The 23992-nt window shown below is 71.1% G+C and carries 21 protein-coding genes and 1 pseudogene; 11 read left to right on the forward strand and 11 right to left on the reverse strand.

The window, feature by feature from the left end; all coding sequences use genetic code 11:
* From ACSW7Y_RS06385 to ACSW7Y_RS06400, 4 genes are all read right to left on the reverse strand, one after another.
* Positions 1 to 190: GntR family transcriptional regulator (locus ACSW7Y_RS06385; RefSeq protein WP_438125484.1), on the reverse strand; the 190-nt coding region annotated here is incomplete at its 3' end.
* Positions 191 to 200: 10 nt separating this feature from the next.
* On the reverse strand, positions 201 to 770 hold the full coding sequence (locus ACSW7Y_RS06390; protein ID WP_438125500.1) for a DUF1684 domain-containing protein: 570 nt from the start codon (positions 768 to 770) through the stop codon (positions 201 to 203).
* A 157-nt stretch (positions 771 to 927) separates the two neighbouring features.
* Positions 928 to 1407: a hypothetical protein gene (locus tag ACSW7Y_RS06395; RefSeq protein WP_438125485.1), complete on the reverse strand. Its 480-nt coding sequence runs from the start codon at positions 1405 to 1407 to the stop codon at positions 928 to 930.
* Positions 1408 to 1491: 84 nt separating this feature from the next.
* A complete protein-coding gene (locus ACSW7Y_RS06400; protein WP_290133525.1) occupies positions 1492 to 2124 on the reverse strand; it encodes a GNAT family N-acetyltransferase in 633 nt (210 codons plus the stop codon).
* A gap of 96 nt (positions 2125 to 2220) precedes the next feature.
* Between ACSW7Y_RS06400 and ACSW7Y_RS06405 the strand changes: the two genes are divergently transcribed.
* Both ACSW7Y_RS06405 and ACSW7Y_RS06410 read left to right on the forward strand, forming a co-directional pair.
* Positions 2221 to 2799, forward strand: a complete 579-nt coding sequence (locus ACSW7Y_RS06405) for a 2-phosphosulfolactate phosphatase (protein ID WP_438125486.1) — start codon at positions 2221 to 2223, stop codon at positions 2797 to 2799.
* A 37-nt stretch (positions 2800 to 2836) separates the two neighbouring features.
* Positions 2837 to 3139: a DUF427 domain-containing protein gene (locus ACSW7Y_RS06410; RefSeq protein WP_438125487.1), complete on the forward strand. Its 303-nt coding sequence runs from the start codon at positions 2837 to 2839 to the stop codon at positions 3137 to 3139.
* A 258-nt stretch (positions 3140 to 3397) separates the two neighbouring features.
* Here the strand turns inward: ACSW7Y_RS06410 and ACSW7Y_RS06415 are convergent, their stop codons facing one another.
* The 6 genes from ACSW7Y_RS06415 to ACSW7Y_RS06440 form a co-directional block, all read right to left on the reverse strand.
* Entirely contained in the window at positions 3398 to 4648 is a 1251-nt protein-coding gene (locus ACSW7Y_RS06415) for an Nramp family divalent metal transporter (RefSeq protein ID WP_438125488.1), read from the reverse strand.
* Positions 4649 to 4858: 210 nt separating this feature from the next.
* The gene (locus tag ACSW7Y_RS06420) at positions 4859 to 5554 is read right to left on the reverse strand and encodes a CGNR zinc finger domain-containing protein (protein WP_412879031.1); all 696 of its coding nucleotides are present in this window, start codon (positions 5552 to 5554) and stop codon (positions 4859 to 4861) included.
* A 9-nt stretch (positions 5555 to 5563) separates the two neighbouring features.
* Positions 5564 to 6049: a SprT-like domain-containing protein gene (locus tag ACSW7Y_RS06425; RefSeq protein ID WP_438125489.1), complete on the reverse strand. Its 486-nt coding sequence runs from the start codon at positions 6047 to 6049 to the stop codon at positions 5564 to 5566.
* A complete protein-coding gene (locus ACSW7Y_RS06430; RefSeq protein WP_438125490.1) occupies positions 6046 to 6891 on the reverse strand; it encodes a hypothetical protein in 846 nt (281 codons plus the stop codon). The genes ACSW7Y_RS06425 and ACSW7Y_RS06430 overlap by 4 nt, the downstream gene beginning before the upstream one ends.
* Positions 6892 to 7013: 122 nt before the next feature.
* On the reverse strand, positions 7014 to 7826 hold the full coding sequence (locus tag ACSW7Y_RS06435) for a DUF4064 domain-containing protein (RefSeq protein ID WP_438125491.1): 813 nt from the start codon (positions 7824 to 7826) through the stop codon (positions 7014 to 7016).
* Between the two features lie 261 nt (positions 7827 to 8087).
* Positions 8088 to 8930, reverse strand: coding sequence for a spermidine synthase (locus ACSW7Y_RS06440; RefSeq protein WP_438125492.1), 843 nt, complete (start codon positions 8928 to 8930; stop codon positions 8088 to 8090).
* Positions 8931 to 9088: 158 nt separating this feature from the next.
* Between ACSW7Y_RS06440 and ACSW7Y_RS06445 the strand changes: the two genes are divergently transcribed.
* The 6 genes from ACSW7Y_RS06445 to rpoC all read left to right on the forward strand — a co-directional run bounded on the left by ACSW7Y_RS06445 (position 9089) and on the right by rpoC (position 20061).
* Positions 9089 to 9601: a hypothetical protein gene (locus ACSW7Y_RS06445; RefSeq protein WP_438125493.1), complete on the forward strand. Its 513-nt coding sequence runs from the start codon at positions 9089 to 9091 to the stop codon at positions 9599 to 9601.
* A 2-nt stretch (positions 9602 to 9603) separates the two neighbouring features.
* Positions 9604 to 10776 carry a sensor histidine kinase gene (locus ACSW7Y_RS06450; RefSeq protein WP_438125501.1) on the forward strand — a complete coding sequence of 391 codons (1173 nt, stop codon included), beginning with the start codon at positions 9604 to 9606 and terminating at the stop codon, positions 10774 to 10776.
* Positions 10773 to 11420, forward strand: coding sequence for a response regulator transcription factor (locus ACSW7Y_RS06455; RefSeq protein WP_438125494.1), 648 nt, complete (start codon positions 10773 to 10775; stop codon positions 11418 to 11420). The genes ACSW7Y_RS06450 and ACSW7Y_RS06455 overlap by 4 nt, the downstream gene beginning before the upstream one ends.
* 347 nt (positions 11421 to 11767) lie before the next feature.
* Positions 11768 to 12295 carry a hypothetical protein gene (locus ACSW7Y_RS06460; RefSeq protein ID WP_438125495.1) on the forward strand — a complete coding sequence of 176 codons (528 nt, stop codon included), beginning with the start codon at positions 11768 to 11770 and terminating at the stop codon, positions 12293 to 12295.
* 351 nt (positions 12296 to 12646) lie between these two features.
* Positions 12647 to 16135 (forward strand): DNA-directed RNA polymerase subunit beta, encoded by a 3489-nt coding sequence (gene rpoB / locus ACSW7Y_RS06465; RefSeq protein ID WP_438125496.1) that lies wholly within the window; start codon positions 12647 to 12649, stop codon positions 16133 to 16135.
* Between the two features lie 44 nt (positions 16136 to 16179).
* Complete coding sequence (rpoC, locus tag ACSW7Y_RS06470) at positions 16180 to 20061, forward strand: DNA-directed RNA polymerase subunit beta' (RefSeq protein WP_438125497.1); 3882 nt, start codon at positions 16180 to 16182, stop codon at positions 20059 to 20061.
* 290 nt (positions 20062 to 20351) lie between these two features.
* On the opposite strand, the gene ACSW7Y_RS06475 is transcribed toward rpoC, so the two are convergent.
* Positions 20352 to 20717 (reverse strand): VOC family protein, encoded by a 366-nt coding sequence (locus tag ACSW7Y_RS06475; RefSeq protein ID WP_022904460.1) that lies wholly within the window; start codon positions 20715 to 20717, stop codon positions 20352 to 20354.
* Between the two features lie 66 nt (positions 20718 to 20783).
* Here ACSW7Y_RS06475 and ACSW7Y_RS06480 point away from each other — a divergent pair, with 66 nt between their 5' ends.
* From ACSW7Y_RS06480 to ACSW7Y_RS06490, 3 genes and pseudogenes are all read left to right on the forward strand, one after another.
* The gene (locus tag ACSW7Y_RS06480) at positions 20784 to 21806 is read left to right on the forward strand and encodes a GNAT family N-acetyltransferase (RefSeq protein WP_438125498.1); all 1023 of its coding nucleotides are present in this window, start codon (positions 20784 to 20786) and stop codon (positions 21804 to 21806) included.
* A gap of 181 nt (positions 21807 to 21987) precedes the next feature.
* The gene (locus ACSW7Y_RS06485; protein WP_438125499.1) at positions 21988 to 23658 is read left to right on the forward strand and encodes a GspE/PulE family protein; all 1671 of its coding nucleotides are present in this window, start codon (positions 21988 to 21990) and stop codon (positions 23656 to 23658) included.
* A 16-nt stretch (positions 23659 to 23674) separates the two neighbouring features.
* Positions 23675 to 23992, forward strand: a pseudogene (locus ACSW7Y_RS06490) (hypothetical protein); the annotation flags it as partial.

A 23992-nucleotide genomic window follows, 5' to 3' on the forward strand; every position in this document is an offset into this window, starting at 1 on the left:
CCTCGAGCAGCTGGTAGGCCTTCGCGACCGTGCCGGCGGCCAGTCCGAGCTCGTCCGCGAGCCCGCGGACGCTCGGGAGTCGCTCGCCGTCCACGAGGTACCCCGCCTGGATCTGCGCCGCGATCTGCGCGCGGACCTGCTCGAACGGCGGGACGCTGCCGCCGCGGTCGAGTGCCACCAGACCGTTCATCTGCACCTCGCTAGAAGTCGTACTGCTCGCCGACGGGGATGGGGACGGGGACCGTGTTGCCCGGCGGCGCGAGCGGGCACGCCCACGCGGGGTCGTACGCGCACGAGGGGTTGTACGCGAAGTTGAAGTCGAGCACGAGCTCGTCGTCCTCGCCGCCCAGGTCCGCGCCCTTGATCGTGTCGAGCAGGTAGCGGCCGCCGCCGTAGGTGCCGCGGGCCTTGCCGGCACTGGCGTCCTTCACCGGCACGAAGACCCCGCCCGCGTAGCCGCCGTGCGACCACACGTCGAGCGTCCCGATCCCCGGCAGCTGCACGACGCCGAGCCGGTCGAAGTGCACGATGCCGTCCGTACCGGTCTCCACGTCCATCGCCTGCGGCTCCGCGGGCTCGATCCGGGCACGGAACCGCCAGTCCGGGTCGTACGTCGGGACGGGCAGCGACTCGAAGTCGGCCGCGTCCTCGGGCAGCAGCGGCGACGCCGGGTGGTCCGCGAACATCGCGTCGCGGGTCTCCCGCCAGAACGCGTGCGCGGTCTCCGGGTCGGGGGTCGCCCGCACCCGGCGGTACAGGTCGAACGTCATCCGCCGCCAGTCGACGGTCGCGAGCGTGCTCGCCACCGTGCCGTCGGTGGTCGCGTCGTCGGTCCAGGGCTCGGTTCCTGCTCGCAGGTCGCTCACCCGACCAGGCTACGCCCGGGGCGCTCGCGGGTGCGAACACCGCACCGCGGGTCCGTGGGTGTCACCCCTGTCGCCGCCAGGTCGGGGCGAGTTGCCGCATCCGCAGACCACGCCACTGCCAGATGACCCACATGCCCGGCCAGAGCAGGACCCCGAGGAGCGGCGGACGCATCCGGTAGGTCAGCCGGTCGAGCAGCAGGGTCGTGCCGTCGCCGAGGTCGACCGTGGCCATCCGGTGCGCCATCGTCATGCGGCCGAACAGCCCCGACACCCCACCGCCGTTGTCGCGCTGCACGGGGACGCCCTCGACCTCGTACCGGTCGATGTCCACGTGGGTGTCGCCGCTCGGGAACAGCCCGAAGGCGTCAGCGGCGATCGGGTGCGGCTCGCCGGGCGTCCAGCGGGCCGGGAAGCCTTCGGGCGAGCGTGACCGGTACCGGAGGAACGGCTTCGTGACGGCGACCATCACCGACGGTGACAGGAGCGCGTCGCGGACCGTGTCCACCGGGGCGTCGAGGACGGTGCGGAGACCCACGTGCATGCGCTCGACGCTACGCGGACGGACTGTGACGGGAGCGCTGCCGGACGGACCGCTGTGCTCAGGCGTGCGTGCGGGCCGCTGTGCTCAGGCGTGCCGGGCCGACCGGCGGCGCGAACCCTCGGCCCGGTCGTGCCGGCGGAGTCGCTCGGCCAGGGACATCCGGACGGTCGGCCACTCGGACGCGGTGATCGAGAAGACGACGGTGTCGCGGAGCGTGCCGTCGCGTCCGATCTGGTGGTTCCGGAGCACGCCGTCCTGCTTCGCACCGAGCGCGGCGATCGCCGCACGGGACTGCATGTTGTGGAAGTGCGTGCGGAACTCGACCGCGATGCACTGCCACGACTCGAACGCGTGCGAGAGCTGCAGGAGCTTCGCCTCGGTGTTGATGCCGGTGCGCTGCGCCGAGCGGGCGAGGAACGTCGACCCGACCTCGACGCGGCGGTTCGCCTGGTCGACGTTCATGAACGTGGTCGAACCCACCACACGGCCCGTCGGACGGTCGCGTACCGCGAAGGGCACCATCCGACCGGCCTCGTGCTCGGCGAGCCGCCGTTCGATCTCGGCGTCGACCTGCGCCGGCGCCGGGATCGAGGTGTACCAGGTCCGCCACAGATCGCCGTCCGTGACCGCCGCCCGCAGGTCGTCCGCGTGCTCCGCCCCGAGGGGTTCGAGCGTCACGCGGTCGCCGGTCAGGGTGGGAACGGGGGCGATCTCCATGACACGGGATCCTACGGTCACCGACCGTCACCGGACCTCCGAGCTGGACCGACCTGTGGAGACGGACAGGCCCCTGTGGACGACTACCCTGTGCTCGTGGCAGCACGCACGCAGCAGCAGTACCAGGTCCGCTTCGCGTGGGGCGTCGCCGGCGCCGGACGGATCGCGCACGACACCCACCTGCTCGTGTGGGTCGACGTCCTCCCCGCCCCGCGGGACCACGACGACGCGCTCCGCCGCACCGTCGCGGCCCTGCCGGACGGCCCGGAGGTCGTGCTCGGCCACCTCGGCAACGCGAGCGCGGTCGCGGAACGCGTGACGCGCCTCCAGGCCGAACGCGGTGACCGGTGCGTCGTCGCGATCGTCGCCGCCGGAGCCGACCACGCTGCCCGCTCGGACGCGGCGGACGCCGCCGGCGAGGCGTGGGACGTCCCCGGATCGCCGGACTTCGCGGTCGAGGACCTCCTCGCCGCCGGTGCCGTGCTCGACGCGCTCGCCGCGGTCGGGATCGACCACACGTCACCCGAGGCCGCTGCCGCGTGCGCGGCGTACACGGGCCTCCGGCGCGCCACGAAGCACCTCGTCTCGGCGTCCGAGGGGGCGCGAGAGCTCGACCGGGCCGACGTGCAGACGGCGCTGGCCCGCGGTGGGGAACTCGTCACCCTGCGGGCGTAGCGTCCGGAGGGTCAACGGACCCGAGAAGGAGCACGTCATGAAGGCAGTCGTCGGCGACACCGTGATCGCGGAGAGCGACAAGGACGACCTCATCCAGATCGAGGGCAACTGGTACTTCCCGCCGTCGAGCGTGAAGACCGAGCTCCTCACCGAGAGCCCGACCCAGTACCACTGCCCGTGGAAGGGCGACACGCAGTACTACACCGTGCACGTCGACGGGCAGCAGCTGCAGGACCGCGCCTGGTCGTACCCGACGCCGATCCCGTCCTCGTTCGACCGGGTGGGCAAGGACTACTCGGGCTACGTCGCGTTCTGGAAGGACGTCAAGGTCGTCGAGTAGCGCCGCGCGGTGCGCGGTGCGCGGTGCTCGGCGCACGTGCCGCGCAGCGCTCGGTGCGAGGAAGCGCACGGCGTGAGAGCATCCGGCCCCCGCACCGTGTGCGGAAGCTCGCACCCGGTGGCCCGGCCCTCGCACCGTGCGGGGCAGGGCCTCGCACCGTGCGAGGCGTGGCCCGGCCCTCGCACCGTGCGGGGCGTGGCCCGGTCCTCGCACCGTGCGGGGCAGGGCCTCGCACGGTGCGGGGCCGAGCCCCGCGCGTCAACCCGCCAGCGTCAGCCAGACCAGCGTGACGTTGAGCGCCACGATCACCAGCGCGATGACCCCCGCGACCACGCGGGTGGTCATCGCGTTGACGTCGTCGCCCATCACGCTCCGCCGCGAGGTGTAGACCACCAGTGGCACGATCGCGAACGCGATCCCGAAGCTCAGCACCACCTGGCTGACCACGAGCAGCATCGTCGCGTCCGCGTTCACCGCGAGCAGCACGATCGCCGGCACGAGGGTCACGAGCCGCCGCACGACCACGGGGATCCGCACGTGCAGCAGCCCCCTCATGATCTCGGCGCCGGCCATGCAGCCCACCGAGGTCGACGCCAGTCCGGACGCGAGCAGCCCCACCGCGAACAGCACGCCGACCACCGGTCCGACGTTCGCCTCGATCGCGGCCTGCGCTCCCGGGATCGTGTCGGTCCCCTCGACCCCCGGCAGCGTCGCCGCGGCGAGCACGAGCATGCAGATGTTCACGCCGCCGGCGACCACGAGCGCGAGGGCCACGTCCCACCGCGTCGCGACGAGGACCCGTCGGCGCTCCGGTCCCGCGGGGACGTCGCCGTGCCGGTCCCGCGCGAGTGCTGAGTGCAGGTACACCGCGTGCGGCATCACCGTCGCACCGAGCATCGACGCCGCGAGCAGCACCGAGCCGGACCCCTCGAAGCGCGGCACCAACCCGGCGACGAGCTCACCCGGTGACACCTGGGCGAACAGCAGTCCCGCGCAGAACCCGACCGTCAGGATCGCGAGCATCGCGGTGACGACCGCCTCGAAGGCCCGGGTGCCCCGTCGGTTCTGCAGCAGCAGGATCGCCATCGACACCACGCCGGTGATGACGCCGCCCGCGACGAGCGGCAGTCCGAAGAGCAGGTGCAAGGCGAGTGCCCCGCCGATGACCTCGGCGATGTCGGTGGCGGCCGCGACGACCTCGGCCTGCGCCCAGAACAGCAGTCGGGGTGTGCGCCGCATCCGGAGTCCGAGGTGCTCCGGGAGGGACTTGCCCGTGACGACCCCGAGCTTCGCCGAGAGGTACTGCACCACCACGGCACTCGCGTTGGCGGCGACGAGGACCCAGAGCAGCAGGTAGCCGTACTTCGCCCCCGCGGTGAGGTTCGCGGCGACGTTGCCGGGGTCGACGTAGGCGATGGCGGCGACGAACGCCGGACCGAGGAGCGTCAGACCGGCGGCGCGCTTCCGTGGGGTGGTCGCCTCGGCGGGGCGGGTCGCGGTGTCGGTCATGCCGATCAGTGTGCCAGAGGATTCGGTACACCGAATCCTCGTTTTCGGCGGATGTACGGATCGCGTGGAGGTCCGCGTCACCGCGCGGTGAGACGACCGCCTGGAGGCGCGGCTCGCGCCCGGTGGGCAGGTCGGCGCGGGACGCCGCTCAGGGCTCGCGCACCACGGAGCAGTCCTGGGACCGGGCCCGTGGACGACGACAGGGGTCGGTCAGCCCGCCGCGCGCCGCGCCCGGTGCGCCCGGACCTTCGCCCGGTTGCCGCACCGCTGCATCGAGCACCACCGCCGGGTGCCGCCACGGGACGAGTCGTAGAACACCAGGCCGCAGTCCTCGGCCGAGCACCGGCTCAGCCTCGTCGGCCGTCCGTCGGCCTCGGCGTCGTCGAACCCGACCTCGGTGAAGAGCGCGACGGCGTCCCGCGCGACGCTCGACAGCGCCTGCGCCAGCCGCACCCGGTTCGCCCCGGCACGACGGCGACCACCCGGGAGGCTCGGCGGCACGTCCGGCAGTGCCGCGAACAGGTTCACCGTGTCGATGTCGTCGGGCGCCGGGCGCGTCCGACCGGTCCCCGCACGCAGCCCCGCGGCCACCGCGGTCCGCTCGGCAGCCGTCGACGCGGGAGCCGGGGCAGCGGCCACAGCGAGCCGGGCGATCGCGGCCCGCAGTGCTCGGGCGTCCTGCAGCTCGCGCGCCGTCGCACCGACGTCGATCGGTTCGGTGTGGTCGCCCAGCCACTCGTCGAGGTCGGCCGGCGTCGCGAGGAGCTCACCGAGCTGCGACCGGGGACGGCGTCCGTCCGGGTCGTCCGCGAAGCCCCCGGTGTGCGCGAAGTCGAGGGCGATCCGTCCGGCGTCGAAGAACCAGGACGATCCGGCGTCCGTGCGGATGTGCTGCCCCGTGTGCATCCGCCCAGGCTAACGGGTTACCGCCTCCGCACCAGCGGGAGCCGTCGCCCGCCGCTGCCAGGAGATGACGTTGCGGGCATCGAACCGCCGCGAGCACTTCGCGCACGCCAGGGGCCGGGTCGGCGTGCGGTAGCGGACGTGCTCGTGCCCGGCCGGACACGTCCCCACCCACGGCGCGAGCTCGGTCGCGACGGGTCCGTCGTAGAGCCGGGAGCCCGAGTACCCGATCCCCGCGGCCGTCCGCCGCCACACCGGTCCGTGGGCGGCTCGTGCACCGGCGAGCGCGTGCGCGATCTCGTGCAGCAGGACCTGGTCGGCGTCCTCGTCCGAGAACCGTGCCGCCAGGTGGCGACTCACCGTGATGCGACGCTTCGTGAAGTCGCACTGTCCGGCACGCGTCTTCGCGTGGTCGAAGGCGAACGTCCAGGTCGGGTCGAGGTGTGCCGCCATCAGCTCGGCGGCGCGGTCGCGGACGGCGTCGAGCCGGAACGTCATCGCTCGGGACGCGGGTCCGCCTGACCCTTGCGTGCGGCACGGGCCGCGATGCGTCCCCAGATGTCGTCGGCCTCGGTGCGCGCCGCGTCCGGAGCGCCGAGCACGCGGCGTCGGACCGGCGGCTCCTGGTCCGCGACCTGCGGTTCCGGCCGGGAGGCCCGTGGCGCCGCCTCGACGTCGTCCTCCGCCCGGCGGGCGGCGACGTCACGGGCAGTGCGCGGCTTCTCCGGCGGGTCGTCGGTGGTCGAGATGGCGGCGCGCATCGCGGCCTCGACCGCGGTTCGCAGGGCGTCGGTGCGCTCCGACGGCGCCCCGGCCTGGCGGAAGGCCTGGTACGCGCGGGACAGGGCCGAGCGGGCCTCCTCGAAGCGGCCGCTCTCGAACAGCGACCAGCCCTCGAGCTCGGCGGCCGCGCCCTCGAGTTCCGGCCACTCCTCGGTGCGGGCGGTGTCGCGGGCGAGGGCGGCCTCGGTGGCGGCACGCTCGTGGCGACCGAGGTCGTGCAGCACGTGCGCGCGACGGATGCGGGCGGCGACCTTGTCCTGCCGCTCCCCGGTGAACATCGTCAGACGGAATACCTCTTCCGAGACGACGAGCGACTCGTCCAGCCGGCCGAGCAGCCGGAGGAGTTCGGCGCGCTCCGCGAGGGCCTCGGTGCTGCGGCTCTGCCCGAGGTCACGGAGGCGCTGCTGCACGGCCTCGGCGTCGACCGCGGGGCGCAGGCTGATCGGCGCGAAGGTTGAACCCGGGCTCACCCCGGCGGTGACGGGCGCCGCGTGGCGGCCGTCACGGGCGCGGTCGGTCCGGTCGTGCGGCTGCGGGTTCTCGGGCGGGAGGGACATCGGTTCGAGGGTAACCGCGCTCCGCCGAGAGCGAGCGGTGCCACGCGAACGGGGGGCACCCGGACGCGGAACGGCCCGCCGTGCCGGAGCACGACGGGCCGTCGTTCGGGTGACCTGCCCGGTCAGTTCCCGCCGACCGCGGCCGCAGCGGCGACGCCGATGTAGGTGCCGAAGGTCGCGATCGTGGCGACGATCGCGAGGATCACCGCGAAGACACCCCACCCGCGACCGCGCTTCGTGACGATCGCGATGATGCCCTGCACGAGTGCCCAGAGACCGAGGATCGCCGCGATGCCGATCACGATCCCGCCGACGGCGAACTGACCGGTCACGCTGGGGTCGCTCAGGAGTTGCTGCTGCAGCTGCGACTGGTCCGGGGTCGACCCGTCGGTCGGCACGAGGTCCTTGATCGCGTCACTGCCCGCGAGCGCCGCGCCGATCAGGTACCCGCCGATCACGCCCACGATGAGCGAGACGAGGCCGAGGACGAACGCGACCACGCCCACGGTCTTCTTCTTGGGCTTCGGCTCGTCGTACTGCTGCCACGACGGTCCGCCGTGGTTCGTCGCGGCGGCGGCAGCGTAGGGCTGCTGGTGGTGGTCCTGGCTCCAGGCCGGTGCGGTCGACCGATCGTCGTGCTGACCCTGCCCGTACTGCGACTGGCCGTACTGCCCCTGCTGCTCGCCGACGTACTGCGGCGCGGCCGTCTGCTCGCCGTACCGCGGCGCGTCGCCCTGCTCGCCGTACCGTGGCGCGTCGCCCTGCTCGCCGTACCGCGGCGCGTTGCCGGGTTCGGCGCGCTCGCCGTACCGCGGCGCATCGCCCTGCTCGCCGTACCGCGGGGCGTCCGCCGAGGAAGCACCCGGCGCGGATCCCCAGTTCGGCGCCTGGCCGTCGGCCGGCCGGTCCTCGTTGCTCCGGTCGTCGTTCGTCATGGCGTGCGGTCCCTTCGCTCGGTCGTGCCCTGCACGGTCGTTCAGCCCATCCTGCCCGTCCGGTCCGCCGAACGCCCGACAACGCCACGGGGCTGGTCTCGTACCGGTCGTTGCACGCGCAAGCGACGACCGCCCCGCTGTCGTACGACCACGACGACGCCGTTCCCCGGCGGTGTCGTTCGTTGCACGCGCAAGCAACGACCGCGCCGCTGTCGTACGACGACGGCCGTGTCGTTCCGCAGCGGCAATCCGACCGGCACGTCAGCCGCCGAACACGCTCCGGTTCGGCTCCGGCGACGCCACCGCGGTCTGGTCGGTCACGATCGGCGCCCCGGCGACGAACGCCCGCAGCTCGGCCCCGTGCACGACCTTCGCCGGCATCGGGTCCGAGGAGTACCGGCGCGGCATGTCCGCCACGGGCAGGTCGGTCGGGGAGCCGAGCAGCACGATGTTCCCGAACCGACGGCCCTTGAGCATCCCGGTGTCCGCGACCGCAGCCACCGACGGCAGCACGGACTGCAGCGTCGACGCCTGCCCCCGTGCGAACGCGAGCCCCGCGCCGTCCGCCACGTTCACCGCGACGATCCCGGTGGGCGAGAGGAACGCCGCGACCTCGCGGTAGAACTCGACGCTCGTCACGTGCGCCGGGATCTGCGACCCGCCGAACACGTCCACGACCACGAGGTCGACCGAGCCCCGCAGCCCCGCGGGCAGCTTCGACAGCACCTCGCGCGCGTCGCCGTACCGCACCCGGATCGAAGCGCCGCGGGGGAACGGCAGCACCGAGCGCACCTGGTCCACGAGGTCACGCTCCAGCTCGATCACCTGCTGGCGCGACCCCGGCCGGGTCACCGCGACGTAGCGCGGCAGCGTGAGTGCCCCCGCCCCGAGGTGCAGTGCCGTGATCGGCCCGTCGGGCAGCAGGTCGATCGCGTGCCCGATCCGCCGGATGTACTCGAACGCGAGGTGCGTCGGGTCCTCGAGGTCGACGTGCGACTGCGGCGTCCCGTCGACCACGAGCGTGTAGGACCCCGGCCGGTGCTTGTCGGGCTCGACCACCGCGAAGCCAGCACCGATCCGGAACCCGTCGAACGCATCAGCCATGCCCCCAATGGAACACCACCTCGGATCACCACCCGCACCCCCACCCCTGGTTGGTGTGCCCGCCGACGCCCGCGAACGAGGCTGGGGACACCCCGACGGGAACCCCGCCGGCCCCCGACGGGAACGCCCGTCGGACTCCCGAACGGAAAGGTCCACCGATGTCCGCCCAGCTCGCCGTCAACGTCCTCCTCGGTCTCGCCCTCGTCGGGTTCCTCGCCTACCGGCAGGCCACCTGGCAGTACCTCGACCCGACCCGCATCTGGCGCACCCCGCTCGTGATGGGCGTCGTCGGGGTCGTGGTCCTCGCGAACTCAGGGCTGACGATCACCACCACCGACCTGGTCTTCCTCGCGATCGAGGCCCTCGTCACGATCGGCGTCGGGCTGACCATGGGCAGCATCACCCGTTTCCGTACCGTGTCGACCCCGGACAGCAAGGGCCGCACGCTGCAGTCCCGCACCGGGTGGACGGGTGCCGTGCTCTGGGTCGTCCTCATCGTCGTGCGCATCGGCCTCGACGTCCTCGGCGGCCACCTCGGCGCCCACCTGCTCACCTCGACCGGCACGATCCTCCTCGTCCTCGCCCTGAACCGTGCGGCCCGCGCCGTCGTTGTCGACCAGCGCATCCCCGGCGGCAGCGCCCGTCGCACGAGCGGCATGATGGTCCGGTGACCATGCCCGCCGAGCCCGAGCGGGCCGACCTCCCCCGCGGTGCCGGGAGCGGCCGGCCCCGCTCCGGCGTCGCGTGGGGGCTCAACGCGCTCGGGGTCGTCGTCGTCGGCTTCTGGTTCGTCCGGAACGGCATCGGCCTCCACCACCCCACGTGGGTGTGGGTCCTCGGGGCCGTAGCGCTCGCCGCCTGGGTCCTCCGCGAGTTCGGCCGGTCGACCAGGGTGGTCCTCGGCGCCGGCGCACTGATGGTCCTCGCGGGGTCGTCGATCGTCGTGCCGACGGACTCGCTCATGATCGTGCCGGTCATCGTCGGCATCGTCCTGCTCGGCGCCACCCTCGCACTGCCGGTCTGGGTCGGTGCCGTCGCGGCCGTGGTGTCCCTCGTCGTCATCGCCCTCTCGGCGACGGTCCTGCACGCCTCGGTCCAGTTCGTCCTCGGCACGAGCGCCGGGCTGCTGCTCGGTGTCCTCATCGGCTTCAGCCGCCGGCAGTTCCGGGTGGCCGAGCAACGCTCCCGCGAGGCCCTCGCGGAGCAGCAGCGCGCCGCCCTCCTCGCCGACCGCTCCCGAGCCGCACGGGACATCCACGACGTGCTCGCACACTCCCTGGGCGGCCTCGTGCTCCAGCTCGACGCGGTCGAGGCGCTCCTCGAGGCCGGCCGCGTCGACGAGGCGACCCGCCGGGCGGGGGAGGCGCGGACGCTCGCCGCCGACGGACTGGCGGAGGCCCGCCGGGCCGTCCACGCCCTTCGTGACGACACCGCCACCGGGCCGGAGGACGACGTCGAGGAGCCGAGCCGTGCCTCCCGGCTGGGGACGCTGCTGGACGACCACCGGTCCTTCGGCGGCACCGTGCACGCGCAGGGTGACGAGGTGCTCGCCGACCTCGACGCGGCGCACCGCGCCGCCGTGGTGCGGGTCTGCCGGGAGGCCCTCGCCAACGCCCGCCGGCACGCCCCCGGCCGCCCCGTGGCCGTGTCGGTGGTCCGGGACGGCTCCGCCGTGTCCGTCACGGTGACGAACCCGCTCGGCTCCGACGGTCACGGGATCACCGGCATGCGGGAGCGCTTCGCGGAGCTGTGCGACGGGTCGACGGTCGACGCCGGGATCCGTGACGGCGCCTTCGTCGTGGCGATGCGCCTGCCCGTCGCCGACCGGGCGAGGGAGTCGTCGTGACCATCCGGGTGCTCGTCGTCGACGACCAGGCGATCGTCCGTGACGGCCTGGTGACGGTGCTGTCGCTCGTGCCCGACCTCGAGGTCGTGGGCGAGGCCGCCGACGGTGCCGAGGCCGTGGCCGCGGTCGATCGGGACCGTCCGGACGTCGTCCTGATGGACCTCCGGATGCCGGGTGTCGACGGGCCCACCGCCACCGCACGGATCGCCGCAGCGCACCCGGAGGTCGGCGTGCTCGTGCTCACGACCTTCGCGGACGACGAGTCGATCGTGACCGCGCTCCGGGCCGGTGCCCGCGGGTACCTCACGAAGGACGCCGGCCGGACCGAGATCGCGACCGCGATCCGCGCCGTCGCATCCGGGCAGGCCACGTTCGACGCCTCGGTCGGGGCGCGGCTCGTGGCACAGCTCGCGGGGCCTCCGTCGGTGTCCCCGTCCTCGTCGCCGGGCGTCCGCGAGCGCTTCCCGGACCTCACCCCGCGCGAGGCGGACGTGCTCGACCGGATCGCCGCGGGTCGGTCGAACCCGGAGATCGCCGCCGAGCTGTTCCTGACGGTCCCGACCGTGAAGTCCTACGTGAACCAGGTGTTCGCGAAGCTCGGGGTCCGGAGCCGCGCGGAGGCCGTCGCCCTCGTCCTGCGCTGAGTCCGGACCCGACCGGACCGACCGCGCCCGGCCCACCACCGCACGGCGCCCGCGCTCTCTTCCCCCCCCCCCCCCCGGGGCCAGCCGCCGCACCCCGCCCAGCCCGCGCCAAGGGACGTCACGTACCGTTCACCCGGTCGTCACCCGGACCGTGTCGATGCCCGCGGCCCCACACCGCCCGCGTCCACCCTCCGCCGTGACCGCGACGAGCCCGCCCGGTCGACCCCCACCGACCGGTGCCCGCCCGTCGCCGGCGCGTCGCTGCGCCGCCGCCCGGCGTGCGGAGCGTGCCGGGCCGCCCCGTCGCGTGCGCCGAGCACGCCCCCACGTGCCAGCAGGAGCCCCGCATGACCGACACCCTGAGCGTCCCGACCCTGGGACTGACCACCGCGAGCCGACCGCTCGCGCCGACCCGTGCCTCCCGGCCGGTCCACGGCGACCACGACGTCGCACCCGCGTGGATGCGCGTGACCGGAGCGGTCCTGCTGCTCGGCGGCCTCGCGCTGACGAGCGCGGTGCTGGCCTGGCCGGGTGACGCACCCGAGGCAGCGCTCCTCGTGCCGGGTGTCGTGGCGGTCGTCACCGGCTTCCTGCTCGTGCTCGCCCGCACCGGCGTCACCGTGACGGACGACCACGTGGTCCTGCGCTTCCGGCCGCTGCCCGCACGGCGGATCGACCGCTCCCGGATCGTCGACGTGCGCCTGGTCGAAGCGGACGCGTCGACGTTCGGCGGCATCGGACTGCGTCGCTCGCACGGCGTGCGCGCACTGCTCCTGACGCCCGGGCTGGGCGTGGAGATCACCGACGACCGCGGGCGCGTGACGTTCGTCCGGACGGCGCGCCCCGAGGCGACGTACCGCGCCCTGGCGGCCTGACCGCGGGGGAATGACCGACCGGTCCACGGGCTTATACACGTCACGGTTGAAGAAGGTCAAGCCAGGACTGGACATCGGGGGACAAGCCGACTTATGATGACAGTTCGCGCTCCCTGGCTCGTCGTGTCGTCATATTGCGGTCGACCGTCGGTTCACACCGAACCCGCCTGGTGACGCCGGACCCGTATATGGCGGCGGGTCCCGCTCACTCCGATCATCGCACAGGTCGCATCCGACGGATGCGCGCCGTTCCCCGTGTGTTGGTCACCAGGTCGCGCTGAAGCGTCAATCCACCCACCTACGTGCTGCTCGTCAGTACCGGCCCGACGGGGCCTACCGGAGGTCACACCCTTGGCTGCTGCGCCCAACGCATCCACCAACCCCAAGAACGGTCGCAACCACTCGCGACTCTCGTTCGCCAAGATCACGGACACCCTCACGGTTCCTGATCTGCTCGCCCTCCAGACGGAGAGCTTCGACTGGCTCGTCGGCAACGACGTGTGGAAGGCCCGACTCGCAGAGGGGCAGGAGCAGGGTCGCACCGACCTCGCGCTGCACTCCGGGCTCGAGGAGATCTTCGAGGAGATCTCCCCGATCGAGGACCTCGGCGAGACCATGCAGCTCGGCTTCACGTCGCCCGAGCTCGAGGACCCGAAGTACTCGATCGACGAGTGCAAGGAACGTGGCAAGACCTACGCCGCGCCCCTCTACGTCAACGCCGAGTTCATGAACCACATGACGGGTGAGATCAAGACGCAGACCGTGTTCATGGGCGACTTCCCGCTCATGACCGAGCGCGGCACGTTCATCATCAACGGCACCGAGCGCGTCGTCGTCTCGCAGCTCGTCCGCTCGCCGGGCGTCTACTTCGAGCGCGCGCAGGAGAAGACCTCCGACAAGGACATCTACTCCGCCCGCGTCATCCCGTCGCGCGGTGCCTGGCTCGAGTTCGAGATCGACAAGCGCGACCAGGTGGGCGTGCGCATCGACCGCAAGCGCAAGCAGTCCGTCACGGTCTTCCTCAAGGCCCTCGGCCTGACGAGCGAGGAGATCCTCGACGAGTTCCAGGGCTTCGCCTCGATCGAGTCGACCCTCGAGAAGGACGCCATCCTCACCAAGGAAGAGGCGCTCAAGGACATCTACCGCAAGCTCCGTCCGGGCGAGCAGGTGGCGGCCGAGGCAGCGCGTGCGCTCCTCGACAACTTCTACTTCAACCCGAAGCGCTACGACCTGGCGAAGGTGGGCCGTTACAAGCTCAACCGCAAGCTCGGCATCGACGCGCCGCTCAGCGACTCGGTGCTGACCGTCAAGGACATCGTCGCGACGATCAAGTACCTCGTCTCGCTGCACGCCGAGCGCACCACCATCGACGGTGTCCGCGACGGCGAGCCGGTGCAGCTCCGCCTCGACGTGGACGACATCGACCACTTCGGCAACCGTCGCATCCGCGCCGTCGGCGAGCTCATCCAGAACCAGGTCCGCACCGGTCTGTCCCGCATGGAGCGCGTCGTCCGCGAGCGCATGACCACGCAGGACATCGAGGCGATCACGCCGCAGACCCTGATCAACGTGCGCCCCGTCGTCGCCGCGATCAAGGAGTTCTTCGGGACGTCCCAGCTGTCGCAGTTCATGGACCAGAACAACCCGCTCGCGGGCCTGACGCACAAGCGTCGCCTCTCGGCCCTCGGCCCGGGTGGTCTGTCCCGTGAGCGTGCCGGCGTCGAGGTCCGTGACGTCCACCCGTCGCACTACGGCCGCATGTGCCCGATCGAGACCCCGGAAGGCCCGAACATCGGTCTGATCGGTTCGCTCGCGTCCTTCGGTCGGATCAACTCCTTCGGCTTCATCGAGACCCCGTACCGCCGCGTCGTCGACGGCCAGGTCACGACGCAGATCGACTACCTGACCGCGTCGGAAGAGGACGACTTCGTCGTCGCCCAGGCCAACGCGCCGCTCACCGACTCCTTCCACTTCCAGGACGACAAGGTGCTCGTCCGGAAGAAGGGCGGCGAGGTCGAGCTCGTCGGCAAGGACGAGGTCGACTACATGGACGTCTCCCCGCGCCAGATGGTGTCGGTCGCGACGTCGCTCATCCCGTTCCTCGAGCACGACGACGCGAACCGCGCCCTCATGGGTGCGAACATGCAGCGTCAGGCCGTCCCGCTGCTCCGTTCCGAGTCGCCGCTCGTCGGCACCGGCATGGAGGGCTACACCGCGATCGACGCCGGTGACGTCGTCACCGCCGACAAGGCCGGTGTGGTCTCCGAGGTCTCGGCCGACGCCGTGACCCTGCAGCTCGACGAGGGCGGCACGCAGACCTACTACCTGCGCAAGTTCGACCGCTCGAACCAGGGCACGAGCTACAACCACCGCGTCATCGTCTCCGCCGGCGAGCGCGTGGAGCAGGGCGAGGTCATCGCCGACGGCCCCGCGACGGAGAACGGCGAGCTCGCGCTCGGCAAGAACCTCCTCGTCGCGTTCATGCCGTGGGAGGGCTACAACTACGAGGACGCGATGATCCTGTCGCAGAACCTCGTGAAGGACGACACGCTCTCCTCGATCCACATCGAGGAGTACGAGGTCGACGCCCGCGACACGAAGCTCGGCAAGGAGGAGATCACCCGCGACCTCCCGAACGTCAGCCCGGACCTCCTCGCCGACCTCGACGAGCGCGGCATCATCCGCATCGGCGCCGAGGTCCGCCCCGGCGACATCCTGGTCGGCAAGGTCACGCCGAAGGGCGAGACCGAGCTCTCCGCCGAGGAGCGCCTCCTCCGCGCGATCTTCAACGAGAAGTCGCGCGAGGTGCGCGACACCTCGCTGAAGGTGCCCCACGGTGAAGAGGGCACGATCATCGGCGTCAAGGTGTTCGACGCGCAGGACGGCGACGACGAGCTCGGCTCGGGCGTCAACCAGCGCGTGGTCGTCTACATCGCCCAGAAGCGCAAGATCACCGCGGGTGACAAGCTCGCCGGTCGTCACGGCAACAAGGGCGTCATCTCGACGATCCTGCCGGTCGAGGACATGCCGTTCCTCGCGGACGGCACCCCGGTCGACATCGTGCTGAACCCGCTCGGCGTCCCCGGCCGCATGAACTTCGGCCAGGTCCTCGAGATCCACCTCGGGTGGCTCGCGAAGCAGGGCTGGAACGTCGAGGGCATCCAGGAGTGGGCCGAGGCCCTCCCCGAGGCCGCCCGCACCGCGGAGCCCGGCACGAAGGTCGCCACCCCGGTGTTCGACGGTGCGTACGAGCGTGAGATCGAGGGCCTCCTCGACAGCACCCTCCCGAACCGCGACGGCGAGCGTCTGATCGGTTCCTCCGGCAAGGCGCAGCTCTTCGACGGTCGCTCCGGCGAGCCGTTCCCGGAGCCCGTCTCGGTCGGCTACATGTACATCCTCAAGCTGCACCACCTGGTCGACGACAAGATCCACGCCCGTTCGACCGGTCCGTACTCGATGATCACGCAGCAGCCGCTGGGTGGTAAGGCGCAGTTCGGTGGACAGCGCTTCGGTGAGATGGAGGTGTGGGCGCTCGAGGCGTACGGCGCCGCCTACGCCCTCCAGGAGCTCCTGACGATCAAGTCCGACGACATCCTCGGCCGCGTGAAGGTCTACGAGGCGATCGTCAAGGGCGAGAACATCCAGGAGCCCGGCATCCCGGAGTCGTTCAAGGTCCTCATGAAGGAGATGCAGTCGCTCTGCCTGAACGTCGAGGTCCTCTCGGCCGACGGTCAGGCGGTCAGCCTCCGCGACACGGACGACGAGGTCTTCCGTGCCGCTGAAGAGCTCGGCATCAACATCTCCTCGCGGTTCGAGTCGTCCTCCGTCGACGACATCTGATCCCGCCCGTACATCGAAGCCTGAACCAGCAAGAGAGAAGAACATTGCTCGAAGCAACTTCCTTTGACGCCATCCGGATCGGTCTCGCGACCGCGGATGACATCCGTCAGTGGTCGTACGGCGAGGTCAAGAAGCCGGAGACCATCAACTACCGCACCCTCAAGCCCGAGAAGGACGGTCTGTTCGGCGAGCAGATCTTCGGACCGTCCCGTGACTGGGAGTGCGCCTGCGGCAAGTACAAGCGTGTCCGCTTCAAGGGCATCGTCTGCGAGCGCTGCGGCGTCGAGGTCACCAAGTCCTCGGTCCGCCGTGAGCGCATGGGCCACATCGAGCTCGCCGCGCCCGTCACGCACATCTGGTACTTCAAGGGCGTCCCGTCGCGCCTCGGGTACCTCCTCGACATGGCGCCGAAGGACCTCGAGAAGGTCATCTACTTCGCGGCGTACATGATCATCGACATCGATGAAGAGGGCCGTCACGCCGACCTCCCGGGTCTCGAGAACGAGATGCGTCTCGAGATCAAGACCCTCGAGGGCCAGCGCGACTCGATCATCGCCGACCGCCTCAAGAAGCTCGAGGACGACCTCGCAGCGCTCGAGGAAGAGGGCGCCAAGGCCGACGTCAAGCGCCGCACCAAGGACACCGCCGAGAAGGAGATGTCCCAGGTCCGCAAGTCGTTCGACGAGGACATCACCCGCCTCGAGCGCGTGTGGGAGGACTTCCGCAACCTCAAGGTGGGCGACCTCAAGCCCGAGGACGCCGTCTTCCACGAGCTCCAGGACCGCTTCGGCATCTACTTCGACGCCTACATGGGCGCCGAGGCGATCAAGCTCCGTCTCGAGGCCTTCGACCTGGCCGCCGAGGCCGAGTCGCTGCGCCTGCAGATCGCCGAGGGCAAGGGCCAGAAGAAGATCCGCGCGATCAAGCGTCTGCGCGTGGTCTCCTCCTTCCTCGCAACCGGCAACTCGCCGGCCGCGATGGTGCTCGACGTCGTCCCGGTCATCCCGCCGGAGCTCCGCCCGATGGTGCAGCTCGACGGTGGCCGCTTCGCCACGTCGGACCTCAACGACCTCTACCGTCGTGTGATCAACCGCAACAACCGTCTCCGCCGCCTGCTCGACCTCGGTGCCCCCGAGATCATCGTGAACAACGAGAAGCGCATGCTGCAGGAAGCGGTCGACGCGCTGTTCGACAACGGTCGTCGTGGTCGTCCGGTCACGGGTACCGGCAACCGCGCCCTCAAGTCCCTGAGCGACATGCTCAAGGGCAAGCAGGGTCGCTTCCGCCAGAACCTGCTCGGCAAGCGCGTCGACTACTCGGGCCGTTCGGTCATCATCGTCGGCCCGCAGCTCAAGCTCCACCAGTGCGGTCTGCCGAAGCAGATGGCGCTCGAGCTGTTCAAGCCGTTCGTCATCAAGCGCCTCATCGACCTGTCGCACGCGCAGAACATCAAGTCGGCCAAGCGCATGGTCGAGCGTTCGCGTCCGCAGGTGTGGGACGTGCTCGAGGAGATCATCCGCGAGCGCCCCGTCCTGCTGAACCGTGCGCCGACGCTGCACCGTCTGGGCATCCAGGCGTTCGAGCCGCAGCTCGTCGAGGGCAAGGCCATCCAGCTCCACCCGCTCGTGTGTGCTGCGTTCAACGCGGACTTCGACGGTGACCAGATGGCCGTGCACCTGCCGCTCTCGGTGGAGGCCCAGGCCGAGGCCCGCATCCTCATGCTCGCCTCGAACAACATCCTGAAGCCGTCCGACGGCCGCCCGGTGACCCTGCCCGCTCAGGACATGATCATCGGTCTGCACCACCTCACGACCGTCCGCGAGGGCGCCGTGGGCGAGGGTCGTGCGTTCTCCTCCGTCGCCGAGGCGATCCTCGCGAAGGACCAGGGCACGCTGCACCTCAACGCGCTCGTCAAGATCCGCATGTCCGACGTGTACTTCGCCGAGGGCGAGGCGCCGGAGGGCTACGTGCAGGGCGAGCCGGTGCTGCTCGAGACGACCCTCGGCCGTGCGCTCTTCAACGAGACCCTCCCGGCGAACTACCCGTTCGTCCAGAAGGTCACCGACAAGGGCGTGCTCTCCGCGATCGTCAACGACCTCGCAGAGCGCTACTCCAAGACCGAGACGGCCGCCGCGCTGGACCGGATCAAGGACGCCGGCTTCTACTGGGGCACCCGGTCCGGTGTGACCGTGGCGCTCTCGGACGTCGTGACGCCTCCTCGCAAGAAGGAGATCATCGCGGGCTACGAGGTCCAGGCCGCCAAGGTCCAGGGCGAGTTCGACAAGGGTCTGATCACCGACGCGGAGCGCCGCGCCGACCTGATCAAGATCTGGACCGAGGCCACGAACGAGATCGCGCAGGAGATGCGCGACAACTTCCCGGTCGACAACACCATCAACCGCATGGTCTCGTCGGGTGCTCGTGGTAACTGGCTGCAGGTGCGCAACATCGCCGGTATGCGTGGTCTGGTGAACAACCCGAAGGGTGAGATCATCGCCCGCCCGATCATCAACTCGTACCGCGAGGGCCTGACCGTGGCGGAGTACTTCATCGCCACGCACGGTGCCCGCAAGGGTCTGGCGGACACGGCTCTCCGTACCGCCGACTCGGGCTACCTGACCCGTCGTCTCGTGGACGTCTCCCAGGACGTCATCATCCGCGAGGACGACTGCGGCACGACCCGCGGCCTCGAGCTGCCGATCGCGACGAAGGGTGCCGACGGCTCCCTGGTCCGCGACCCGCGCGTCGAGAACACCGTGTACTCGCGCACCCTGGCCACCCCGGCCGTGGACGCGCAGGGCACGGTCGTCGCCGAGGCCGGTGAGGACGTCGGTGACGTCCTGATCGACAAGCTCATCGCGGCCGGTGTCGAGAGCATCAAGGTGCGCTCGGTCCTGACCTGCGAGTCGGCCATCGGTGTCTGTGCGAAGTGCTACGGCCGTTCGCTCGCCACGGGCAACCTGGTCGACATCGGTGAGGCGGTCGGCATCATCGCCGCCCAGTCCATCGGTGAGCCCGGTACCCAGCTGACGATGCGCACCTTCCACACGGGTGGTTCGGCCTCGGCCGACGACATCACGCAGGGTCTGCCCCGCGTGACCGAGCTCTTCGAGGCCCGCACCCCGAAGGGCGCGTCCCCGATCGCCGAGGCCCCCGGCCGCGTCACGATCGAGGACACGGACAAGGGTCGTCGGATCATCCTCACGCCGGACAACGGCGACGAGCCGTTCATCTACCCGGTGCTCAAGCGTGCGACCCTCCTCATCGAGGACGGCCAGCACGTCGAGCTCGGCGAGCAGTTCATCGCCGGCACCGTGGACCCGAAGGAGGTCCTCCGGGTCAAGGGTGTTCGTGAGGTCCAGAAGCACCTCGTCAACGGTGTGCAGGACGTGTACGGCTCGCAGGGCGTGCCGATCCACGACAAGCACATCGAGGTCATCGTGCGCCAGATGCTCCGCAAGGTCACCGTCGTCGACCACGGCGACACCGACCTGCTCCCGGGCGAGCTCGTCGACCGTTCGCGGTACAACGAGCTCAACCGCGCGGCGCTGCAGGAGGGTCGCAAGACCGCTTCCGCTCGCCAGGAGGTCATGGGCATCACCAAGGCGTCCCTCGCGACCGAGTCGTGGCTGTCCGCCGCGTCCTTCCAGGAGACCACCCGCGTCCTCACGCAGGCGGCCATGGAGGGCAAGCAGGACCACCTCGTCGGCCTCAAGGAGAACGTCATCATCGGTAAGCTCATCCCCGCCGGGATGGGCCTCAGCCGGTACCGCGACGTGGACGTGAACGCGACCGAGGAAGCGAAGGCCGAGCGGTACCCCAACCGCATCTTCGCGGACGACTCGTCGTTCTCGGACGCCGACCTGAGCTTCGTCGACTTCGACAGCTTCTCGTCGGACGACTTCACGCCGGGTACGTACAACTGAGTCTGAAGTGATCCACGAAGGGCCCCGCATCCGTCAGGATGCGGGGCCCTTCGCCGTTGCGGGTCGCGTTCGCGACCGCGTATCGGCCTGGAGGCGCGGGGCGGGGTCGCCACGGGCCTCCCGTCCGGCTCGTCACTGGTACCCGATATGTTGGTTGCGTGGAATCCGCAGAAGAGCAGTTGAGCCCGCGGCGGCGACGCGCCGCCCTGGCGGTCGGAGGTGCCTCGCTGGGACTGGCGGTGACGTCGCTGGTCCTGGTGCTGACCGGGGGCCGCTGGCACTGGCGGCGGTCAGGCGGTGCGGCCCTTCTCGTCGACGAGTGAGTACAGGCTGAGGACGTTGCCGTCGGGGTCGCGGACGTCGAACCAGTTCGTGGCGCCGTCGATGCATTCGACGGGGCCGATGTCGATGCCGAGGGCACCGATGCGGCTGTGCTGCGCGGTGACGTCGTCCACGCCGAAGCGGACTGTGACCGGGTTCTCCTCGGCGTGCTCGTCCTCGTAGAGCTGGATCCAGATGCCGCCGACCTCGTACTCGGCGACGCCGTCCTCGGGTTCGAGGTCCGGCTCGGTGCGCTCGAAGACCGCTCCGTACCAGAGGCAGGACGCCTCGATGTCGGTGACGGGCAGCCCCACGGTCACGCTCGTGATGTCCATGACTCATCATGTCCCGACGGGGCCTCGCGCGTCGAGGGTTTCCTGCCGTGCTGGCAGGCTGGGGACATGGCGACACTGCGCGAACGGATCACCGCTCCGGCCCACCTCGAGCCGCCGGCTCCGACAGCGGGGCTGACCTTCCGGCCGGCGACCCCGGACGACGTCGAGGAGGTGCTCGCCGTGGCGGTCGCGGCGGCGGCGGTGGACGATCCGCGCAGCCGTCCCTCCACAGCGGACATCGAGCGGACGTTGTCCACGGAGGGGCTCGACATCGCTCTGGACACCCTCGTGGGCATCGATGCTGAGGGGCATGTGCAGGCGTACGGCATCGTCATCGACATCCCGTCCCGGGTCACCGCGGCCCGGGCAGTGCTCGAGGGTGCGGTCCACCCTGCGCTCCGCGGTCGCGGCATCGGCCGGAGGGTCCTCGCCTGGCAGGTCGGTCGGGCTCGGCAGCGGCTGGTGCAGCTCGACGTCGACCTGCCCGCGACGCTCGACGTGGGCGGACCGGAGGGCTCTGGGACCCTGCGGCTGGCGGCGCGGTTCGGCTTCGAGCCGGTGCGCACGTGGGTCGACATGCAGCTCGTGTTCGACGACGGCCCCGCGGTGCCGCTCCCAGCGCTCCCCGAGGGGCTCGTCGTGCGCGCGGCGACCGACGACGACATCGAGCCGCTCCGTGCGGCCAAGAACGACGCCTTCCGCGACCACTGGGGCTCACAACCGATGGTGGCGTCCGACTGGCGCGGGTTCCTCACCTCGGCCAAGAGCCGTCTCGACCTGTCCCGCGTGGTCGTGGACGGGTCCGGAGCCGTGCTCGCGTTCGCGATCGTCGAGGTCGAGCGGTCCGGCTTCGAGGCCCGGGGCCGCAGCTTCGGGTACGTGCACTGGGTCGGTGTCGTCCGAGCCGCGCGGGGTCGTGGTCTCGCGCCGGTCGTGCTGGGGGCTGCCCTCGACGCGATCCGGTCCGACGGACTCTCGGCCGCGGTGCTGGACGTCGACGCCGAGAACCCGAGCGGAGCAGGCCGGATCTACGAGCGCCTCGGGTTCGTCGCGGGCGACGCGCACGTCACCGCGTCCGTGTCCCTCTGACGCGGGCCGACCGGCGGTCCGGGGGAGGCCGGCACCCTCGCACTGGGGGCACCCGGAGCCCCTTCGCCCCCTCTTTCTGGGACTGCGGCACCCCGCGGGCGCGACCGTAGCGTGGTCGAGCGTCGTCCCCCGCACGGCGCCACACCCGATCCGCGCGCGAACCGAAGGAGGCTCGGGACACATGGCCACGCTGTCCGAGATCCTCATCCTCAACGGAGCCCTGCCGATCGAGCACCTCGACGCGATGACCGGCGACGAAGACGTCGACGACCGGTCCATCCGAGCGCTCGTCGACCAGGGCATCGTGAGCGAGGCACAGTACATCACCGCCCGTGCCGCGTCGAACAACTCCCGCACGGTGCCGCTGACCGACTACCCGGTCGACGGCACGGCGGTGTCGATGCTCCCGGCTGCCCTCTGTCGGCGCCACGGCGTGCTCGGCATCGGCTTCGAGGGCGACGTGCTCGTCCTCGCGATGGTGAACCCGACGAACGTCCTCGCGATCGACGACGCCCGCGCCGCCTCGGGCCGGAGCGTCAAGCCGCTCCAGGTCGAGGAGCGCGACCTCGCCGCTGCGCTCGACCGCTACCTCCGTGCCGACGACGAGCTCAACGACCTGACGTCCTCCCTCGAGGAAGAGGCATCGCAGCAGGCCCAGCAGCAGGCCGACCTGACGGACGGCTCGCTCGACGACGTCCCGATCGTCCGGTTCGTGAACCTCCTGGTGTCGCAGGCGATCCAGGACCACGCGTCGGACATCCACATCGAGCCCGGCGAGCACGAGGTCCGGGTCCGGTACCGCATCGACGGCGTGCTGCACGAGATGAGCCCGGCGCCGAAGAACATCCAGAACGGCGTCATCAGCCGCCTGAAGATCATGAGCGACATCGACATCGCCGAGCGCCGCAAGCCGCAGGACGGCCGCATGTCCGTGCGGCACGGCGGGCGCCAGATCGACCTCCGCGTGGCGACGCTGCCGACCGTGTGGGGCGAGAAGGTCGTCATGCGGATCCTCGACAACACGAACACGTCGATGTCCCTCAAGGACCTCAACCTCCTGGAGCAGAACTTCCAGGCGTACCAGCGCTCCTACTCGAAGCCGTACGGGATGATCCTCGTCACCGGGCCGACCGGGTCCGGCAAGTCGACCACGCTGTACACGACGCTCAACGCCGTGGCGCGGCCGGAGATCAACGTCATCACCGTCGAGGACCCGGTCGAGTACCGGATGGCCGGCATCAACCAGGTGCAGGTCAACCCGAAGGCGGGACTGACGTTCGCGTCGGCCCTGCGCTCGATCCTCCGCTCGGACCCCGACGTCGTCCTGCTCGGCGAGATCCGCGACCACGAGACCGCCCAGATCGCCATCGAGGCGTCGCTGACCGGACACCTCGTGCTCTCCACGCTGCACACCAACGACGCCCCCTCCGCCGTCACCCGTCTGACCGAGATGGACATCGAGCCGTTCCTCGTCGGGTCCGCGCTCGACTCGGTGGTCGCGCAGCGCCTCGCGCGCCGACTCTGCGACCGCTGCAAGGCGCCGGCGGTCTACGAGGCCGAGCAGCTGCACGCCCTCGGGTTCCTGCCGAGCCCGGACGCGCCCGTGCCGGAGTTCTCGGCGCCGATCGGCTGCTCGGTGTGCTCGAACACCGGCTACCGCGGCCGCATCGCCCTGCACGAGGTCATGACCGTGACCGAGGAGATCGAGCGGCTCGCCGTCGCCCGTGCCTCGAGTGCCGAGATCAGCCGCGTCGCCCAGGAACAGGGCATGCTCACCCTCCGACAGGACGGGTGGGAGAAGGTCAAGCTCGGCATGACGAGCGTCGACGAGATCCTGCGCGTGGTCGCGTAGGCCCGGGAGCACACCGATGACCGATTCCGTGTACGACATCACCCCCGCGGACGACCCCGTCCACGGCTGGCACCCCGGAGCGCCCGGCAACGAGGTGGGCGGTGGCCGCCGAGCAGCGCGCCTCGCCGCCGCTGCTGCCGCGGCGGCGTCCCACCCGACCTCTCCGGACGTCACGGGAGCGGCCGTGCAACCGCCCGCTGCGTCGCCGGTGTACGACCTCTCCGACGAGGCCGCCTGGGCTGCCGCCGCACCCTCCGCTCCGTCGCCGACCCCTGCGTGGGGCGGGCCCTCCGGTGCCGCTGGTACCGCCGGCGCAGCGTCGCCGGCCCGGGAC

The organism is Curtobacterium flaccumfaciens (assembly GCF_051548005.1).
Lineage (GTDB): Bacteria > Actinomycetota > Actinomycetes > Actinomycetales > Microbacteriaceae > Curtobacterium.

What these genes read in the sequence shown, in the direction of transcription:
- ACSW7Y_RS06420 (WP_412879031.1), bottom strand. Translation starts at nt 5,554, where the DNA reads ATGCACACGGGGCAGCACATCCGCACGGACGCCGGATCGTCCTGGTTC.
- ACSW7Y_RS06390 (WP_438125500.1), bottom strand. Translation starts at nt 770, where the DNA reads ATGACGTTCGACCTGTACCGCCGGGTGCGGGCGACCCCCGACCCGGAG.
- ACSW7Y_RS06410 (WP_438125487.1), top strand. Translation starts at nt 2,837, where the DNA reads ATGAAGGCAGTCGTCGGCGACACCGTGATCGCGGAGAGCGACAAGGAC.
- ACSW7Y_RS06400 (WP_290133525.1), bottom strand. Translation starts at nt 2,124, where the DNA reads ATGGAGATCGCCCCCGTTCCCACCCTGACCGGCGACCGCGTGACGCTC.
- ACSW7Y_RS06485 (WP_438125499.1), top strand. Translation starts at nt 21,988, where the DNA reads ATGGCCACGCTGTCCGAGATCCTCATCCTCAACGGAGCCCTGCCGATC.
- ACSW7Y_RS06445 (WP_438125493.1), top strand. Translation starts at nt 9,089, where the DNA reads ATGTCCGCCCAGCTCGCCGTCAACGTCCTCCTCGGTCTCGCCCTCGTC.
- ACSW7Y_RS06435 (WP_438125491.1), bottom strand. Translation starts at nt 7,826, where the DNA reads ATGACGAACGACGACCGGAGCAACGAGGACCGGCCGGCCGACGGCCAG.
- ACSW7Y_RS06450 (WP_438125501.1), top strand. Translation starts at nt 9,604, where the DNA reads ATGCCCGCCGAGCCCGAGCGGGCCGACCTCCCCCGCGGTGCCGGGAGC.
- ACSW7Y_RS06460 (WP_438125495.1), top strand. Translation starts at nt 11,768, where the DNA reads ATGACCGACACCCTGAGCGTCCCGACCCTGGGACTGACCACCGCGAGC.
- ACSW7Y_RS06425 (WP_438125489.1), bottom strand. Translation starts at nt 6,049, where the DNA reads ATGACGTTCCGGCTCGACGCCGTCCGCGACCGCGCCGCCGAGCTGATG.
- ACSW7Y_RS06480 (WP_438125498.1), top strand. Translation starts at nt 20,784, where the DNA reads ATGGCGACACTGCGCGAACGGATCACCGCTCCGGCCCACCTCGAGCCG.
- ACSW7Y_RS06440 (WP_438125492.1), bottom strand. Translation starts at nt 8,930, where the DNA reads ATGGCTGATGCGTTCGACGGGTTCCGGATCGGTGCTGGCTTCGCGGTG.
- ACSW7Y_RS06395 (WP_438125485.1), bottom strand. Translation starts at nt 1,407, where the DNA reads ATGCACGTGGGTCTCCGCACCGTCCTCGACGCCCCGGTGGACACGGTC.
- ACSW7Y_RS06415 (WP_438125488.1), bottom strand. Translation starts at nt 4,648, where the DNA reads ATGACCGACACCGCGACCCGCCCCGCCGAGGCGACCACCCCACGGAAG.
- ACSW7Y_RS06430 (WP_438125490.1), bottom strand. Translation starts at nt 6,891, where the DNA reads ATGTCCCTCCCGCCCGAGAACCCGCAGCCGCACGACCGGACCGACCGC.
- ACSW7Y_RS06475 (WP_022904460.1), bottom strand. Translation starts at nt 20,717, where the DNA reads ATGGACATCACGAGCGTGACCGTGGGGCTGCCCGTCACCGACATCGAG.